The sequence below is a fragment of the Vulcanococcus limneticus LL genome (assembly GCF_002252705.1).
Taxonomy (GTDB): Bacteria; Cyanobacteriota; Cyanobacteriia; order PCC-6307; family Cyanobiaceae; genus Vulcanococcus; species Vulcanococcus limneticus.
This window is the reverse complement of record NZ_NQLA01000004.1, coordinates 109,695-127,708: the sequence shown is the minus strand read 5'-3', so window position 1 is coordinate 127,708 and position 18,014 is coordinate 109,695. Positions and strand designations below refer to the sequence as shown.

Below are 18,014 nucleotides of genomic sequence, written 5' to 3'. Positions count from 1 at the left end.
TATGGATAGATCCAGTGGTCCCTCGGGGGCATCTGGGTGCCTGCCCAGGGCGGATGCCAGACCCTGGCATTGCGGCTGATAATGCCACGATTCATAGGATCGAAGCCATGGGCCCAAGGCCCGCCCTGGCGGTAGTGCTGCCTTTCCGCGATGCCGCCCGGTGGCTGCCTGACACCCTGGCCTCACTTCTCCACCAGCGGAACCTCGACGGCAGCGTGCTCAATGCAGAGCTGGTCGCGGTCGACGATGGCTCCACGGACGGCTCTGCCGCGCTTGTGCAGGAGCTCTGGCGGGCCCATCCGTGGCCGCTGCGGCTGTTACGGCTCCCTGGTGCTGGTGTGGCGAGTGCCCGCAATTGGGGCTGGCGCAACACCGCCGCCCCCCTGGTGGCCTTTCTCGATGCCGATGACCTCTGCCTGCCCGGTCGGCTGGCCCAGCAGGCCCAGTTTCTGCAGCGGCGGCCGGAGCTTGCGCACTGTCTCTGCGGCTGGCAGCTGCTGACCCCGGAGGGGGTGGCCTTCCATGAGGTTCAGCCCTGGCTTGAGGGTGCGGCCTTCGATCTCCGACAGGCACTGCGCCACAAGGCGGTGCTGCCCAGTGCCTGGATGCTGCGCCGCCAGACCTTGGAGGCCGTGGGCGGCTTTGATCCGGCTCTGAGCCAGGCAGAGGATGTGGACCTGTTGCTCCGACTGGCCCAGGCCGGCCACCGCGGCGCCTGGGTGGAGGAGATCGGCTGTGGCTACCGCGTGCATTCTGGCGGTGCCAGTCGCCGCACCCGTGAGCAGATCCGCTCCCTGCTGTGGGTGACCCAGCGGCATCTCCATCGACATTCCCCACTGCCTGAGATCCCGGATCTGCGGCGGGAGGTGGCCTACACCACCCGTGTGTGGGCCGGCTGGCACGCCTGGGTGGGCGGCGAGCCTGACCTTGCCCTTGAACTCTGGCGCACCAGCATGGGCCTCACGCCCCTGCCCCCGGCCCTCTCTTGGGTCCACCTGGCCGAGAGCGCGGTTCTCAGTTCAGCCCGCGCCGGCCATCCCTTGGCTGGTGGGGAGTTGCTGCGGCAGCCGATCTGGTCGCAGCTGGAGCAGGAGATGGCCGACCGGTTGCAGCAGCGCCCCAGGGCTGCTGTGATGCGATCCCTCCGGGCCCAGCTGCTGGCGGAGCTGGGCCCGGAGCCGGCCACCAGCCCCTGGTGGCCGGAACGGCTGCGGGGCCAGCTGGTGGCCGACGATCCCCTGCGGTTGCTGCGCGACCGCGTCCTGGGCTGGTGCCTGCGACTGCTGGAGGAGCCAGCGCAGGCGCCCGACACCGACGCCCGGGAGGAGGTCCTGGCCACCCAGCTGGCCGACCTGCTCCTGGCCTGGGCGCGGCTCACCTGGCCCGAGGATCCCCGTCCCACGGCCCGCCGGCTGGAGCAGAGTCTCACGCTTGCGCCCGGCCGCTTGGCCCTGGAGGCCCTGGCCCGGTTGCATCGGCGCCCTTACCCCGTCGGCGCTGCCGCCCTTGATCGTCTGTCCCTGGCCCTCCCCGCCGGCTCCCATGGGCAGGAGGAGCCTGTGCCGCCGCTGGCGCCAGCCTTCTGGGAGCGCACCGATGGCCCTCCCGATCGCTGCCAGGGACCGGCCTGTGGGCCGTGCGGCCAGCGGCTGCTCGCCGAGTGGCGTCGGGAGACCGTGGTTGAGGGTTGCGTCCGCTGGCATCCACCCGGAGCCCCAGTCCCAGCGCCGCCGTTCCAGCTGCACCGGCTGCCGGGGGGCCGTTGCTGGATCCGCTCCCCCGCCAACCCCTGGGGTGTCACCCATGGTCTGGGGGTGGCCACGGCGGCAGGTGTCTCCCTCGGGCACCTCTGCCGTCGTTATCCCCAGCCTTGGCCGGGCTGCCCGCTGCCCCCGACTGGGCCCGAGCCCCCGTTCTGCGGGGAACCCCTGGCCGTGGCCGGACCGGTGCTGGCGGTGGCTGATCTCTCCGCTGAGATTCACTATCACGCGCTGCTGGAGGCGCTGCCGAGGCTCGGGATGGCCCTGGAGCAGCTGCGCCGGCAGGGTTCCCTCGGATCGCTGCGGGTGTGGCACAACGGCGGTGGCCGTCTGCTGGAGCAGGGGCTGTGGGAGCGCCTGGGTCTGGCCCCCGAGCAGTGGATCGATGCCCACCGCCACCCCTACATCCAGGCTGAGGAGTTGCTCGTGCCGGACTTCAGCGGTCCGTTCGGCTGGCCCTCGGGCCGGGCCCTCGGCTGGCTGCGGGGATTCCTGGGGGCGACGGCGGCCCCTGGCGGCGGCCGCCGCCTGTGGCTCCAGCGCCGATCCACCTGGCGCCGGCCCGTGTGGAATGAGCGGGCCACCCTGGAGGCCCTGGCTCCCCTGGGTGTGGAGGTGGTCGACCCGGCGGCCCTGCCATGGACGCAGCAGGCGGCCCTGGTTGCGGAGGCCAGTCTTCTGGTGGTGCCCCACGGTGCCGCCCTGGCCAACCTGGCCTTTGCGCCGCCGGGCGCACGGGTGCTGGAGCTGCATAGCCGACGCTATGCGCCCCCTTACAGCCACGGCCTGGCCTGGGAGCTGGGTCTGGAGCTGTATCGCTGCGAGCAGCCTGAAGCCCCTCCCCGTCTTCTCCAGGAGTTGCTCTACGAAGGGCCGATCTTCGAGCCGATCGTGCTCGATCCCGAGCCCATCGCGGCGGCTGTGGCGGCCGTCGTGGCGGCCGACCGGCGCCGGACTCACCCGTAAGGTGTGGCACCCATGGCCTGTGTGATGGTTCCGGTGGATCCCGCCAACCGGTTGGTGGTGACCGATCTGGCTGCCCTGGCGGAAGCCCTGGGGCAGGACGATCGAGCCGCCGGGGCCTGCGAGGCGGTGGCCGACTGGCTGATGGGCCTGGGCCATGCGGCCCAGGCGGCCCGATGGCGCAGCTGGTCGCTGTTACGGCCTGCCGAGGCCCAGTGGCGGGCCGGCCTGGTTGAGCTGGAGGCGCTGCTGGACGCCCCCCGGCGCGGGGCGGAGCTTGCCGATCCCCTGGCGACTCGGGACCGCTTGGCGGCCCGGGCCCATGCCGCTGGCCTGCCGGCCCAGCTCTGTCGCAGTGTGGCGGTGCTGGAGGAGGAGCATGGTGATCCCTGGGAAGCGGAGCGCTGGTACCGCGCCAGCCTGCGGGCCCAGCGGGCCCAGCCCCTGGTTTGGCTGCTGTTGGCGCGGCTGCTGCTCCAGCAGGGATGGACCGACGAGGCCCTGCTGGCGGTGGAGACAGGCCTGCAGCTGGCTCCAGGGCATCCCTGGGGGCTGAAGCTGCGCGGCCACGCCCTGCTGGCCACCCGGGCCTGGGTGAGTCTGGCGGAACTGGAGCGTTGTGGTGCCCTGCCCGCGGAGCTGGATCTCCCAGGGGAGCGCCATCGGCGGCAGCCGCGACCTCTCTGGCCGGGCCCCGCCCCCTCCCCCCTGCCCCTGCCGCTGCTTCTGGCCCTCCGCCGTGATCTGCTGCGCCGACCGGCCCTGTGGCTGCTGCTCCACAGCCGGCGGGCGGCCCCCTGTGTCTGGGCGGCCGAGCAGGAGCTGCTGCCGCCGGACCTGCTGATCCAGCCGATCGCCAGCCGCGATCCCCTGGCGGTACGCCAGGCCCTGGGGACCATGCCCTGCCGCTGCCAGCCGGAGGAGACCAGTGGCCTGCTGTACGACCTGCCGGCCCCCGTGGGCCTGGTGGTTGTGGAGCGCCCCCTGGGGCGGGGCCTGCACCGGGCCCTGGGTCTGCTGCGTCAGCAGCCGGCGCCGCCGCCGATGGTGGCGCCGGTGGGGCTGCTGGCGGCTGGTGAGGGGGCCGGCGCCTACCGCGAACGGCTGCGCCACGCTGGCTGGTGCCTGTGGTGGCCCGTCCAGGAGCATGGCTGAGTCTGCTGCCGCTGCTGCGGCCAGCGAGGTGGCGCGGGCTCGGCACACGGCCGGGTTGCAGGCCCGCGCTGCGGGCCGGTTCCGCGTTGCGGCGGAGGCCTTCCTGGCCTCCCTGGAGGCCGAGCCGCGCTGGCAGCCCAGCTACCATGCGCTTCAGTTCACCCGCCTCAGCGACGCCGACGTGGCGGAGCTGCAGCCCCGGCTCCGAGGTGTGGTGGAGCGGGTGCCCCACCTGGCCCTGGCCCAGCAGGTGCTGGCCTTCTGGCAGCGCCGCTGCGGTGAGGAGGCAGCGGCGCTGCAGCGCAGCTACCACGCCGCCCAGCTCTGCTGCGGGCCCATGCACCGGCCCCACCTCCTCGCTGCGGCAGAACCGCAGCTGCCCGAGGCCCTGATCCTTGGCGCCCCCAAGAGTGGGACCACCTCCCTGCTCGCCTACCTCAGCCGCCATCCGCGCATCTGGGCCCATCCCCGCAAGGAGCTGCACTTCTTCGACAGCTATTGGCAGTGGGGTGAGGCCTGGTACCGCAACCAGTTTCCGGTGTTCCGGCCCGGCAGTGGCATCGTGCGGATCGAAGCCACGCCCAACTACCTGCAGTTGCCCTGTGGGCCGGAGCGGGTGGCGACCCTGATGCCGGAGGCCCGGCTGATCGTGCTCCTGCGGGAACCGCTCGAGCGAGCCCTGAGCTGGTTCCATCACATGCAGCGCCAGGAGGGGTTGCAGGGGGAGGCGGCTCGGGTGCTGGAGCAGGAGGCGGACGAGCTCGCGGCCCTGTCACCGGAGCAGCGGAACGCCCTGGGCTGGCACCATCCCAACTGCCTCACGGGCAGTCTCTACCCAGCCCAGCTGCAGCGCTGGCGCCACCAGTTCCCTGCCGACCAGCTGCTGGTGCTGCGCCTGGAGGATCTGGCGGCGGATCCGCCGGCGGTGCTGGCCCGGGTGTTGGCCTTCCTCGGCTTGCCGCCCCTGCCTTGGGCCAGTGAGGGTCAGCGGGGGGCCTGGAGGGTGCGCCACAATGCAGCTCCTGAGGCCTATGGGGACCTCCCGGCAGATCTGTCCGAGCGCCTGCGGGAGGGTGTGCTCGCCGAGGCCCATCAACTCTGGCGCGACCTGGAGCACCCCCCGGACGCCGACCTGAAACCGTGAACTTGAAGAAATCCTAAAGCGGGATGGCCGGCCCTAGGGGAGTCCGGCTAGGGTGCGGGCAGCAGAAATTCCGGCATGTCCTGCGTCATTGATACTGTCGATCAGACCTACTTCCTCTGCTGCGAAGAGATATACAGCGCTGGCTCCAATAACACCATTTATAACTTTGGCAAAACCACCGTCACCGGTGCCCAAAATAGTGGCGCCGGAGCCGTGATCGAAGCCGCGTTCTTCTGCGACACCGGCGATAAAACCTATAACTTTCAGAAGGCCTATTGCCTGCCGCCGGACCAGGGCCCATTTGTAGATCTCAACACGCTCGTTTCCCCTGATTTCGAGGATCAGCCTGCCATCACGATTGCCCAGGCTGCTGGCAACCAAATTCCCGACGGGGGATTCCGTTACTACCTCGGCGGTGGATCCGGCAACGACTCGATCATCGGGTCGAAGTGCAACGATTTCATCCGTGGCAAGGCCGGCAACGACACCATCAAGGCTGCAGCTGGCAATGACCTGGTGAATCCCGGTGCTGGTAACGACTTGATTCGTCTTGGGCGTGGTAACGATACGGCCTACTTCACTCCTGATGCCCTCCAGGGTGGTGATCAGGACGTGATCCAAGATTTCGGATCCAACGGGATTGATAAGTTGGCCTTTAAGGGCAAGCCGGGAGATTTCAATTTCGCTGGCATCGGCACGAATACCCTCCAGGTCACTTTCAACGGCAAGGTGACGACGATCGTCAGTGGTGACAAGGCCTTTGCCCTGACTGATATCAATTTTATCGGCTGATCGCTGGCTTTACAGTTGAGCCTCTATCGGGTTCGGCTCCCTTTGCAGTGAGTTGTGGCTGTTGCCACCTCACTTCTTTGGGCTGACCATAGAAAGCCGGTCGGGTCGCCAGGCTCAGGCACCCCTTGGTGCGCTGCTGACCCTTGGGGGTAAAGCCGAACACATCATCGGGGTAATCTGGACACATAACTTTTCACTGCCGGGCTGTATGTCATCGCCCGAACCATTGGGAAATCTTGATATAGAATTGCATCAGCGTTCCTAATGGGTCGAGCAACTCGTGGTTCCGTGGCTAGCCTTTGCGCAGGGGCGGTGGACGCTGCCTCCACACCACACGACTACCCGAAATGGCTTTCGCGCAATCCACTTACATTGCTATTAACAATGTACCGATCTCCATTGCGGGATCGGGTCTGATCCAGGCGCTCTCGACGCTGAATCCCAATGGCACGGGCTTCAACGTCACCTCCGCGACTGAAACTCAGGGCGTTGGCACTCCGGCCGTAGCCACCGCCCAGAACAATGCCCAGGTGGGCCTCCTGTTTGGTGACGCGGGCACCTCCCCCATCTCCATCGGCCTGAACGGCTCGGTCCTGGCCGCTCAGTACGCCAACACCACAGCCTCGGCCACGGCGGCGGACAGCAATGCCACGGCCCAGGCCACCAATGGTTTCGCGCTGTCCGGTAACACCAATGGCGGTGCCTTTATCGGCAGCGGCCCCATCGGTGGCGGCATCATTTACCTGGGCAACAACGGCACCGTTGCGGGCGACAACACCCCAGGTCAGCTGGCGATTGGTGGCTCGAGCGCTATCAATGTCTTCGTTGACAACGGCGTTCGCTCCACGGCGACAACCACCACTGGTAATGCCCTGGCCAATGCCGATCCCGGCAATGCCTACGGCATTTACGACACCAGCATCAAGGTGGGCGGCGTTGCCGGCCAGGCGAATCTGGTGAATGTTCAGCTGGACGGCGTCACCAACGCCTCCGCCACGACGACAACCGGCAGTGCAACAGCCCGGGCCGGCCTCGACGACTTTGCCCGCAACCAGTACGCCGGCATCCTGCACAGCGGCTTCTCCGGTGCCGCTGGCAACTCCGGTGGCCTGGAGCCCCTGGTGCTCTCCTTCGGCGCCGGCAACACCACCATCCGATCGGAAGTGGGGGTTCCAGCCACCCCTGGGGCTGCCCTGGTGCAGATCGGCGCCACGGCCAACACCGTCTCGGGCGCTGCCAACGCCACGGCCCAGGCCGACCTGCTCGGTGGTATCTATCAGAATGGTGTCGCCACTTTTGGTGGTCCCCCCACCAGCGCATCCGGCCTGCAGATCCTGATCGGCCAGGTTGGCACCGTCAGCGGCAAGGCCCACGGCGAGACCAACGCCACCGCCGGCTCCGTGAATGGCGATGCCGATGCCCTGGCCTCGGTCGATGAGACCGTGGGTATCGGTGATGAGAGCGTGCTGCGGGGCTTCGCGAACCCAGTGCCCAATGCTGGGTCCGCCATCAAGATTGGCCAGGATGGCAACATTGCCGCTGGCGGCGCCGTCACCAGTAATGCCACGGCTTCGTCGGTCACCACCGGCGGTGCCGATGTCACGGCGACCACGGACAACACCTTTGTGATCGGCCTGGCCCTGGGCGGCATCAACGGTCCTGCCGTGCCTGGGCCTGTTGTTGCAGGGCCTGGTGTGTCGATCGGCGGTAATGGTTCGTTCACCCTCTACGCCGATAACACCCAGAACGCCAACGCGTCGGCCACCAATACCAGCAACGCCGATCCGCTGGCCTCGGCTGGCTTCCAGGATCAGACCTTTGGCGCCTACCTGACCAACATCGTCGTTGGCCAGAATATCAACGTCTTCCAGACGACGGGCCAGCTGGATGTGGACGCCACGGCTGCGGCGGTCAATGGCATCGCCACGGCCAGCTCCGGTGTGCAATCCAACACCGCCGGCCTGAAGGACTCCTCCCTGACGGTGGGGCTGAACGCCGATAACGCCTACGTTCCGGCCTTCCCCCCGGCTGACCCCTACACGACGGCTTTCAATCCAGGTCCGATCTCAGCTTTCACCCAGTCTGAGATCTCATCCTCCGCCACCGTGACAGGCGTTACGGGGGATGCCGCCACTGCCACCTCCGGTGCGGGCTCCTCATCGATCGCCATCGACAACTCCCCCATCTCGGTGGGCTTGAACGGCCGGGTGGATGCCGCCGACTTGTCGCAGCTTGGGGCCACCGCCAGCAGCAACAGCGGTGCGGCTTCAGCCCGGGTCGGCAACAGTACCGGAGCGAACCAGTACTACCTCAGCTCCGGTGTCTACAACAGTGACATCACCATTGGCACCGGTTCCCTGACTCCTGGTGCGGGTAAGATCGCCTCCGGCGTGACGGGCACATCATTTGTGAATGCAGGGGCATCGGCCACCTCCAACGGCACCGATCCCTTCCTGCCCGGCCCTCCGATTACCGGTGATAACGCTGACGCCGAAGTCAAGCTGCTCTCCACGGGTATCTCCCTTGGGGTTGATCCCAACAACTTCTTTGGCAACCAGGATGGCATCAATCCTCCCGATGCCAGCGTGGTCAACAACATCAAGATCGGCCTGGAGGGCGACGTCTCGGGTGTCTCCCAGACTGTCGGTTCCAGCAGCGCCAGCAGCAATGCTGGCAATGCCGGCGCCACCGCCAGCCTGCTGGGAGCCGGTATTGATCTGGAGGGAAGCTCGACCATCCTGATTGGTTCCAAGGGGGACATCTCCGGTCAGGCCATCCTCGGTAGCTTTACCGCCCCGGGCACGCCCTATGGGGTGAGCGCCACCGCCAGCAGTGGCGATGCCAGTGCCGGCCTCCTTGTTGGTCTGGCGGGTATCGATGGCAACGGCGCGGCTACCACCCAGCTCACGGCCGGCAGCAACACCGGCGATGTGCTCGGCGCTGCCGCTGGCCTGGGAAGTACGACGGCGACCTCGCTCACCGGCGATGCCACGGCCACCACGAATGGCCTGGGCCTCGTTGGTATTTCCGATGCCAACGTGACCGCCGGCCTTGTCACGAACCTCAACCTTGTTAGCGGTGATGCCTTCGGCCTGTTCAGCACCACCGCGACGGCCAACAATGGCAACGCGAACGCTGTCGGTGCCATTGATGCCTTCGGCCTCTCCGGTGGTGGAGCCGCCGGCAACAAGATCACCGTCAATGGCAATGTGTCGGGCACGGCTTACCTCGAGAACATCGTCACCGCCAATTCCACCAGTGGCACCGCTACGGCTACCGCCACCAGCAATGTCATTGGTATTGACAACTACTCCATCAATCTGATTGGTAGTGGCATTGTCAACGCCTCGGCGGGTGGTATCACCCAGTCGATCGTCAACAACCCCTGATCGATCGCCGGCAGCATCGTTCGCGCTGCTGCCCCCTCAGGAGCCAGACCAGTCCTGGTCTGGCTCTTTTCCTTTTCACCCCATGGCTAATAAGGTTCTGTTCGGGTTGTGACGTCGGCAAGTCCATGCCGACTGTGTCTTTGAATCCCTCCATGGCTCCGCGTTCATGATCGATACCGCCGCCCTGCAGCACGACCTGGTCGCTGCCGCCGAAAGTATCGCCTCACGCCCCCTGGCTGAGTTTCTGCAGGAGCGTGGCGTTCTTCAGCAACTGACCCGCGACCACCTGATCCGTCAGCTGGTGGCTTCCGTGCAGATTGCCAAGGACGAGGAGGCATCCCTGCTGGCGCAGTTGTGGCAAGGCCTGCCATCGCCTCCCCCCAGCGAGCTCAGGGGAGACTGGCTGTCGGCTGCTCCCGAATCGTTTCGCCCCGTGCTGTCGCAACGCTGGCACCAGCTGCGACTGCGTCAGTGGGTGGAGCTCGCCTACGAGGACCAACTCGAGAATTATTTCCTGGAGAGGCGAACAAGCCTGGAGCGCGTCGTTTATCGCATGTTGTGCGTACGCTCAGTGGGCTTGGCGGAAGAGATCTTCTTTCGCCTGATGGATGATGAGGCCGATTTTGGTGTGCTGGCTCGCCAGTATTCAATCGGTGATGAGCGTTTCACCTATGGGCTGGTGGGGCCGATGCCCATCGAGCAGCCCCATCAGGCCATCCAGACGGCCCTCGCCCAGCTGGCCGTTGGCGACATCTCTTCTCCCACCCGGGTTGACGATCTCATCGTGCTCCTGCAGCTGGAGCACCGTGAACCGGCGCGGCTGGATGACGACACCCGCTTGAAGTTGTTACAGGAACTTCTTGAGCGCCAGATTGAACCTATCATCAAGGAGTGTATCGCGGCTGTTTATCCCAGGCTGCTGGCAATCGCGACTCCTCTGAAGCCCGTGCCCGACCAATCCCCCTCGGAGTCTCTCCTCCCCCCGGCCACCGCCACCGCTCCGGCCTCGCCCAGCGCGAGTCCCGCCACCGCAGGTACCGGCGTTTCAGCCCCCACCACACTTGTCGGCTCCGCAGAGAATTGATCCATGGCCAGCACCACGGCGATGAAGGATCTGCTCCGTCGTTTCCCCTTCCTGGCCGACCAGGAGGAGGCCCTGCTGGATCGCCTCGCCGAGCAGGCCCAGCTGCTGCGCTTTCGCCTCGGGCAGGTGCTCACTCGCCCTGATTCGCCGGGGGATCAGCTCTACCTGCTCCTGGAGGGCACCGTGCGCGCCGTGGTGCAGGCAGACCGATTGCCGCGCAAGGTCGGCACCTTGCAGCGCCTGGGCCCTGGTGCCGTGATGGGCTGGAGCGCTCTCAGTTGTGGACGGCCCTGTGAGGCCCTGATTGCCTCCTCGGATGTGGTGGTGCTGGCTCTGCCCCATGCCGAACTGCGCCTGGCCGCTGCCCAGCACACGGTCCTGGCCCGGCGCTTCAGTGCCAGTGTCCACGTCGCCGAGCTGTTTGCCGCCCTCGATGCGCACCTCCGCGACTACCCTCGGGCCCTGGGCCGGGAGGTGATCCAGGCGGCCGTAGCGCTCGCGGACAGCAGCACAGCCCTGTGGGTTGAGGCGGACCAGCTGGAGGCCCTGGACGGCGAGAAGCTCTGGCTGGTGAGCGCTGGCCCCCTGCCGGTTGGCACCCTGCTGCCCACCCGCTTGCCGCTGCAGGGGGAGGGCCCCCTGCGGGTGCTCGGCATCGATCGACAGCGTCTGGCCGCCCAGCTGGAGGGTCCGGCCGCCGGGTCCCAGCCCAGTGCGAACGGTCACGGGCCCAGCAGCAATGGCCATGGCCTGGTCGCCCCGACCCCCGCGGCCAATGGCGCCGAACCTGCCTCCGGTGGCGGCGGCGGTGCCCTGGTCCCCGCCTCACCGCTGCAGCTGCTGCGCTGGCAGGAGCATCTTCAGCTCCAGGATCCCGAGGCCATTCCCCAGGCCCAGGACCTGGAGGATTTTGAGCCTCCGGAGCCCGCGGATGTCGATCGGCAGCCCCCCGAAGCCTTTCCCTGGCACCGTGGCATCGGCCCCCTCGACTCACCGATTGCGGCCTTCCGGATGCTCTGCGACCACCTCGGGTTGCCGTTCCGGCGTGAATTGCTGCTACGCATCTTCACCGATCAGGTGAAGCGTCACGGTGAGGCCTCCCTTGCCCTGGCCGGCGCCGTTGCCGAGTCCATCGGCCTGCAGACCCAGCTCCTGGAGATCGATGCCGACCGCGTTGCCCGCTTGACGGCTCCTCTGCTGGTGCGCTGGGGCAACGGCATGGCCGTGGTCTATCGCGTCCAGGCGCGCAAGCTCGTGCTGGGCATTCCAGCTGTGGGCAACCAGGAGCTCACCCTCGAGGAGTTCAAGGAGCAGTGGGGCGCCCAAGGGGAAGTGCTCACCTTGAGCGTGAATGAATTCACGCCCAAGCGCAAGTTTGGTTTCCGCTGGTTCCTTCCCGCTCTGCAACAGCATCGGGCCGTACTGATCGAGGTGCTGCTGGCGAGCTTCTTTGTGCAGCTCTTCGGGCTTGTCAACCCTTTGTTGATTCAGCAGATCATCGATAAGGTGATCATCAATAACAGCCCCACGGCCCTCGGCATGTTGGGCACCCTCCTGGTGGTGTTTGCCGTCTTTGAGGGCTTGCTTCTGGCTCTGCGTACTTTCCTTTTTATTGATACCACTAATCGCATTGATCTCTCCCTGGGCAGTCGCATCATTGACCATCTTCTGCGGTTGCCCCTTAGTTATTTTGACCGGCGCCCGGTTGGTGAGGTGACCAACCGCATCAGTGAGCTCGAGAAAGTGAGAGGGTTCCTGACGGGTACGGCCCTCACCACGATCTTGGACGCGGTATTTGCTTTGCTTTATATCGTGGTCATGCTGATCTATAGCTGGCAGCTGACCCTCATTACCCTTTCCGTAATCCCTGTCCTGGTTGGTCTTACCTTGATGGTGTCGCCCATCGTGCGTAATCAGCTGCAAAGTCGGGCCGTTGCTAACGCACGCACCCAGAGCCATCTGGTCGAGGTGCTCAGTAGCATGATGACGGTCAAAGCCCAGAATATTGAGCTTCGTAGTCGCTGGAAGTGGCAAGACCTCTATACAGATTATGTAGCCGACGGCTTTGATAACACTCTGCTGAGCACAACCGCTAGCACCTTCAGCGCCTTCCTGAATAAACTGTCCAGCCTCCTGGTGATCTGGGGAGGTGCCGCCCTTGTTCTCAAGGGTGAGTTGAGCCTGGGCGAGCTGATTGCTTTCCGGATCATTGCTGGCTATGTCACTGCTCCCTTGCTCAGGATGACATCGATCTGGCAAAGCGTTCAGGAGACGTCCCTATCTCTCGAGCGCCTAAGTGATGTAATTGATACGCCACAGGAGGCTCCAGCTGACAATGCAAGCCGCATTGTTATGCCGCAGATTAAGGGTAAAGTTGAGTTTCGTGATATTCACTTCCGTTACCAGCGCTCCTCCCCTCTTCTGCTTAATGGCGTCAATCTCGTCCTGGAAGAGGGTAATTTTGTTGCCATTGTTGGTACGAGTGGCTCCGGCAAGAGTACGCTGACCAAGCTCCTGGCTCGTCTCTATGCGCCAGAGGCTGGTACGGTGTTGGTTGATGATATCGATATCAGCAAGGTCGAGCTATACTCCCTGCGCCGTCAGTTGGGTATCGTTCCCCAGGATACGGTGCTGTTTGATGGCTCTGTTGAGGAGAACATCACCCTCACCAATCCTGAGGCGAGCAGTGAGGAGATCATTGAAGCGGCCACCGTTGCCGCAGCCCATGATTTCGTCATGGCGCTACCGGCAGGTTATTCCACCAATGTGGGTGAACGGGGTAGCAGTCTATCCGGTGGTCAGCGTCAGCGGATCGCCATAGCGCGCACCATCCTGCAGAGGCCGCGAATGCTCATCATGGACGAAGCTACCTCCGCTCTCGATTATCAGACTGAGCGTGTTGTATGTGAGAACCTGATGCAAAACCTGCGCGGTTGCACCACCTTGTTTATTACCCACCGCCTTTCTTCCATTGTCAATGCTGACATGATTGTCTGCATGGGAAATGGTGCTGTTCTTGAGGTGGGTTCCCACGAGGTACTCATGGCCAATCGCGGGCCCTACTACGCACTCTTCTGCCAGCAGGGACGTACTGGCTCCTCCTCGTCCTCCGCGTCCAAGGCCTCCTATGGCGGTCTTCCTCTGATCCAGAGCCTCCAATGACTACGACCTCCACCCGCGGCGGTACCCCAGACGGCTTTGCTCCCCAGGGCAGCCGCGGCGTTGACCGCTCCAACCCTCAGATCCTGCCGGGCCTCAGCCCCACCAGCACACCCGTCACCCTCTCGCCCGAGTCGGATGGTGCCGACCTGTTGCTGAACCCGCAGAGGGAGGCGGCTCTGGCGAACCCGACGTCAACGGCGATCCAGCCGCGTGGCTACCGCCATCGCCGTACAACACTGCCCCGCAGCACGCGTGGTTGGAGTCGGGCCATCGTTTGGAGTCTGATCGGACTCACGGGTTTTGGAGTGGTTTACGGTTCCCTGGCCCGGATTGATTCCTCAATCACGGCCATTGGCAAGCTCCGCCCCGTTGGTGGAGTGACATCGGTCAATACACCAGTCAATGCCCTCGTGCAGAAGGTGCTGGTGAGGGAAGGTGACGTGGTGCGGGCGGGCCAGTCGTTGCTTCTCTTCGATCAAGCTGGCCTGTTGGCGCAGCAGAGCCAGCTTCAATCGCAGCAACTTCTCTGGCAGAAGGAAACCGCTCTACTGGCGGTTCAGTTGGGTCTCCCCTCCCCTGGCTCGGCGGGCGCCGTAGGCAGTCGCGAGCTTGCGATTGACACCAGCGAAGTAGAACTCCGTCGCCGCAGTGCCCAGAGCGAGCGTGAGCGGGCACGTCTCTCCCTCGATCAGCAGCAGAGTGGCCTCACAGCCTTGCGAGAGAAGTATGCCATCAATCAGGGCATCGTTAATCGCATGCAGACACTGATTGCTAATGGTGCAATGTCTCAACTGGAGATGGATCGCCAGCAGGAACGGCAGGTGGAGCTTCGTAGCACTATTGAGCGTACGGAATCGGAGCTGGAATCGTCACGTCAAAAAGTTCTGGAAAGCGACTTGCGTGAGCGTCAGGTTCCTGTTGCCAATCTCAAACAGCTCTATGCTCAGTATGACAGTGCCCGCCAGCAATTGGCCGATGTAAGTAGCCGATTGATTGAGGTCAATGAGAAGATTCGTCTTGGCCGCCTTGTTGCGCCTGTGTCGGGGACGGTCTTTGACCTCAGCATCAAAGCAGGTGAGACACCCAGGCCCGACAAGCCCTTGCTTCAGATTGTTCCTCATAATCATCTGGAGGTTGAGCTCGCCATCTCCAATCAGGACATTGGCCACTTGCAGCCAGGCACTCCAGTGGATGTCCGCGTCAACTCTTTCCCCTTCACTGAGTATGGCTCTGTAAAGGCAACACTGGTTCGCGTCAGTGCAGATGCGCGTACGGCGAATCCGCAGAATCCGCAGGAGTTCTTCGTTGCCATAGCCAAGCTCAAGACTGATCAACTCACAAAGGATGGTCGTTCCTATCCACTCCGTGCCGGCATGGCTGTGACAGGACTGATCCAGATGGGCACCCGACCTGCCCTCTCCCTCATAAGTGATCGCTTCAGCTCGTTCATGGATTCAACCAAGAGCATTCGTTGACGGCCGCTTGTGTGCCCGGTTACATTCCGGGATCTGTCTAAGTGTTTCTTTGTACTCCGTTGCTGACGTGGGCCTGATCCGTGGCTAACCTGCCCATACGTACCCGTAGAGCCTGAGGCCGCCATGGACGCCAGTATCAGTGAAGTCCGTGAGACGATCACTCTGAAGCGTGACGGCAGCCGCGTTTCCCTGGAAGGCGTGCTGACGGGCTCGGCCCTTGGTCTTTTTCTTGTCTATCTCACGGAAGACAGCCTTGAGAAGGCTGCTCAGCTGTTCGACTGGGGTGAGAGTTCTCATCCCAGCGGTACCGGTGGTCCCGCCCCAGCCTTGGCACCCCCTGTCGCTGGCAAGCCATCGGGACCCATTGCCGTCACCGAGAGCACAAAGCTCATCCCAGCCGACTCTGCTCCGATCCAGCCTCTGGTGGGTGGTGGCATCTCCTCCCAGGGACCTGCATTCGTCACACTTGGCGGGAGCAGTGCTGGTTCCAATCAAGCCGGGGCAGCGATTCTGGGCCAAGAATCCGTTGATGCCTCGCTCCCTCCCCTCGCTGCTGGCGGTGTTTCCGAGGGCGGTGTGGATGATGCTGCGGTTGCGGCCGGGCCTCTTTCTGATGGGTCTGCCCCCCTGCTGGGCCTGGAGAGTTTGCCACTGAATGTCGGTGGTGGGACGGCAACGGATTTCGGTCTTGGCCCCACGCTGCCCTTGTCATCCCTTGGCTTTGCTGGTGGCCCTTCCACTGAGCCGGCTCCAGTCGCGGTGATCAGGGGTACTCCCGGCCCTCTGGCGTTCTCTTCACCGTCTGTCATCGATGGACCCCAGGCTCGGCAATTCCTGCTGAGCGATTCCACGCTACCTGTGGTGCCTGAGCTGCCTCAGGTTCCACCGCCGCCGCCGAAGGTGCTGCTGGTTCAGGTGAGCAGTGAGTTGGGAGCTGTCGCCCAGTCACCCATCGGTGATGCGTCTGCAGTCAGCGCATTCAATCAGGTGGCAATCACCGACAGCGTGCTTGACCTACGCGGCTCAGATATCGATCACCTGAAGATTCAGTCTGATCGCCATATCACGACATCGTCCATATCGGAGCTTGGGGCTGCAGCCCTCAACTTGGTAGCCGAGGGTATTGGTGTCAATGGGTCTCAGTTGTTCACCGGTGACAAGACAGAGCTTGTCGTCATTGACGTTCGTGACCTAATCGATATCAGCGTGAAAAGCCAGGCTGGTCTCGTGTCACAGCTGGTGTCCCGCACTGTCGGCCTTCAGGACAGCACCGTCAACGGTGGATCGGGCCTTGAGTCTTTCCGTGTTCAAGCCCTGAGTGGACTCCGTTTCCAAGCTATTGGTGATTTAGAGAAAGCCGATCTGAGCTTTGATCTGATCACCAAAGCAGTTAACAATAGCTCAATCTTTACCGGTGACAATGATAATATTGTCGAGATTACCAGTGGTTTTGCCCAGGTCCCCTCGGCCACTGAGGATCAGGCTCAGGTTCCGGCCCTTCAGCCGACGCTAAATCTACAGCTGATTGATTCAGTCCCGGAACCGGCTGCCAAGGATGGGGACCCCGTTCCGTCACCCGGTCATGTCAGCCTCAATGCTGCTGCCATCGGGCTTGATCAGAGCCTTCTGGATACAGGAGCTGGTAACGATACCGTCGTTATTTCCACCATCCTATCCCCCTCACTGGTCGACACCAATCCAACTGAGGTGCTCCAAAGTCTCGATTTTGATATTAATCTAGTATCTATTGGCTTGTTGCGCTCCGAAGTCTTACTTGGCAGTGGTAATGATCGCTTATCTGTGGGGGGTGCTACGGTAGACACCCTCATTGACTTAGGCGACGGCAACAACCTCGCGTCACTGGCAGGCTCGGTTGCTGGTGACACGGTGGTACGTGCCGGTGAAGGCTTGAGCACGGTCGTCCTTGGAGACAATACTAATCAATTGTCACTTGATATGAGTGGCTCTCTGTTATTGAAGGGTGGAACAAAATCTGATCTGATTACCCTCCTGCAGGACCCGACCTCTGGCTACCTTGATGGTGCTTCTGGATCTGATCTCTTAAGGGTTGCGACTGATCCCGCTAAGCCGCTGGCCGTCACAGTTACAGGCGCTAATTCAAGCACCGTTGGCTCTGTAACAGTGCAGAATGTTGAATCCCTTGTGCTGGGAGATGGGAACGACAAGGTCCGTATGGGCCAACAGGCAAAGTTGGATGGTGTGCTGGTTGGAGGTGCTGGAAAGGACCTGATTGATTACTCCAGTTTTACCACTCCTGTCATGGTTGATCTGGATGCAGGCACTGCCACCGGTGTGCTTGGTGGGATTGCCGGTATTGAAGGGGTCCTTGGAGGTAAAGGCAATGATAAGATCAGCTTCTCTGCTTCTGCTCAGGTGGTAGATGGCGGAGCTGGCAATGATCTGCTGGTTCTCAATTGGAATCCCTGGACTACTACAGCCACACAGGGAGTCAAGATCCTTGGTGGTGCGGGCCAAGATCTGTTTGTTTTTGCTGGTCTTGATACATCCGTTCCTCCTCCGTCTTGGAATGGATCGAGTGGGCTACCTACCTTTGCCGATCTAAAGCTCGTCAACTCGGCAAGTGGTATTGGCCTCACCGACCGTATAGCCAAAAGCACAACAGTTGTTGGTGCTGGCGGCGCTGTTACAACGATTGTCCAGGAATTGACGCCATCTGGTATCAGTGGGATTGGCGATACCAGGTTGTTGCCAATTGCCCCTCTAGACCAGCTGCTTTCGGGCAGCAGTAGCTTGCAAGATTCCTCTCAACTGGCCATTGCCTTTGATCCTGCCAGTGCCCAAGGCCCTTCATTCATTGAGATCGGTAGCTTGGGTGGTTCTTCATGGAGTCGTCAGATAGCTTCGATCGCTAATTCTTCTCCTTTGAGCAGTCTTTCGGGACTCGGTGGACCGCCATTTAACCTTGTCTGATAGCGGTGACTCGCTGCTAGTGGATCTTAGTCTGACCTGAGATCCCAAAAGCATGGTGGTCGTGGGATTGATCCCTAGATGCTTGGGCTATTATTGCATCACCCGCTGTCTTCGCTGTGACTGGCTCTTCGTTGCAAA

General features: G+C 63.2%; 9 protein-coding genes. All 9 read left to right on the top strand.

Annotated elements, in window-relative coordinates:
* Positions 1-107: 107 nt before the first annotated feature.
* The 9 genes from CJZ98_RS03835 (at position 108) to CJZ98_RS18160 (ending at position 17,876) form a co-directional block, all read left to right on the top strand.
* Entirely contained in the window at positions 108-2,726 is a 2,619-nt protein-coding gene (locus CJZ98_RS03835; RefSeq protein WP_198537463.1) for a glycosyltransferase, read from the top strand.
* A 12-nt stretch (positions 2,727-2,738) separates the two neighbouring features.
* Positions 2,739-3,878: a tetratricopeptide repeat protein gene (locus tag CJZ98_RS03830; protein ID WP_094588511.1), complete on the top strand. Its 1,140-nt coding sequence runs from the start codon at positions 2,739-2,741 to the stop codon at positions 3,876-3,878.
* Positions 3,871-5,022: a sulfotransferase domain-containing protein gene (locus tag CJZ98_RS03825; protein ID WP_094588509.1), complete on the top strand. Its 1,152-nt coding sequence runs from the start codon at positions 3,871-3,873 to the stop codon at positions 5,020-5,022. Before CJZ98_RS03830 ends, CJZ98_RS03825 begins: the two co-directional genes overlap by 8 nt.
* Positions 5,023-5,097: 75 nt before the next feature.
* The gene (locus tag CJZ98_RS03820) at positions 5,098-5,814 is read left to right on the top strand and encodes a calcium-binding protein (RefSeq protein WP_108723277.1); all 717 of its coding nucleotides are present in this window, start codon (positions 5,098-5,100) and stop codon (positions 5,812-5,814) included.
* Between the two features lie 347 nt (positions 5,815-6,161).
* Positions 6,162-9,203 (top strand): beta strand repeat-containing protein, encoded by a 3,042-nt coding sequence (locus CJZ98_RS03815; protein ID WP_157910855.1) that lies wholly within the window; start codon positions 6,162-6,164, stop codon positions 9,201-9,203.
* A gap of 166 nt (positions 9,204-9,369) precedes the next feature.
* Positions 9,370-10,287: a peptidylprolyl isomerase gene (locus CJZ98_RS03810; protein ID WP_094588503.1), complete on the top strand. Its 918-nt coding sequence runs from the start codon at positions 9,370-9,372 to the stop codon at positions 10,285-10,287.
* A 3-nt stretch (positions 10,288-10,290) separates the two neighbouring features.
* The gene (locus CJZ98_RS03805) at positions 10,291-13,449 is read left to right on the top strand and encodes a peptidase domain-containing ABC transporter (RefSeq protein ID WP_094588502.1); all 3,159 of its coding nucleotides are present in this window, start codon (positions 10,291-10,293) and stop codon (positions 13,447-13,449) included.
* Complete coding sequence (locus CJZ98_RS03800; protein ID WP_094588500.1) at positions 13,446-14,924, top strand: HlyD family efflux transporter periplasmic adaptor subunit; 1,479 nt, start codon at positions 13,446-13,448, stop codon at positions 14,922-14,924. The genes CJZ98_RS03805 and CJZ98_RS03800 overlap by 4 nt, the downstream gene beginning before the upstream one ends.
* A 123-nt stretch (positions 14,925-15,047) precedes the next feature.
* Positions 15,048-17,876, top strand: coding sequence for a calcium-binding protein (locus CJZ98_RS18160; protein ID WP_157910854.1), 2,829 nt, complete (start codon positions 15,048-15,050; stop codon positions 17,874-17,876).
* The last annotated feature ends 138 nt before the right edge of the window (positions 17,877-18,014 follow it).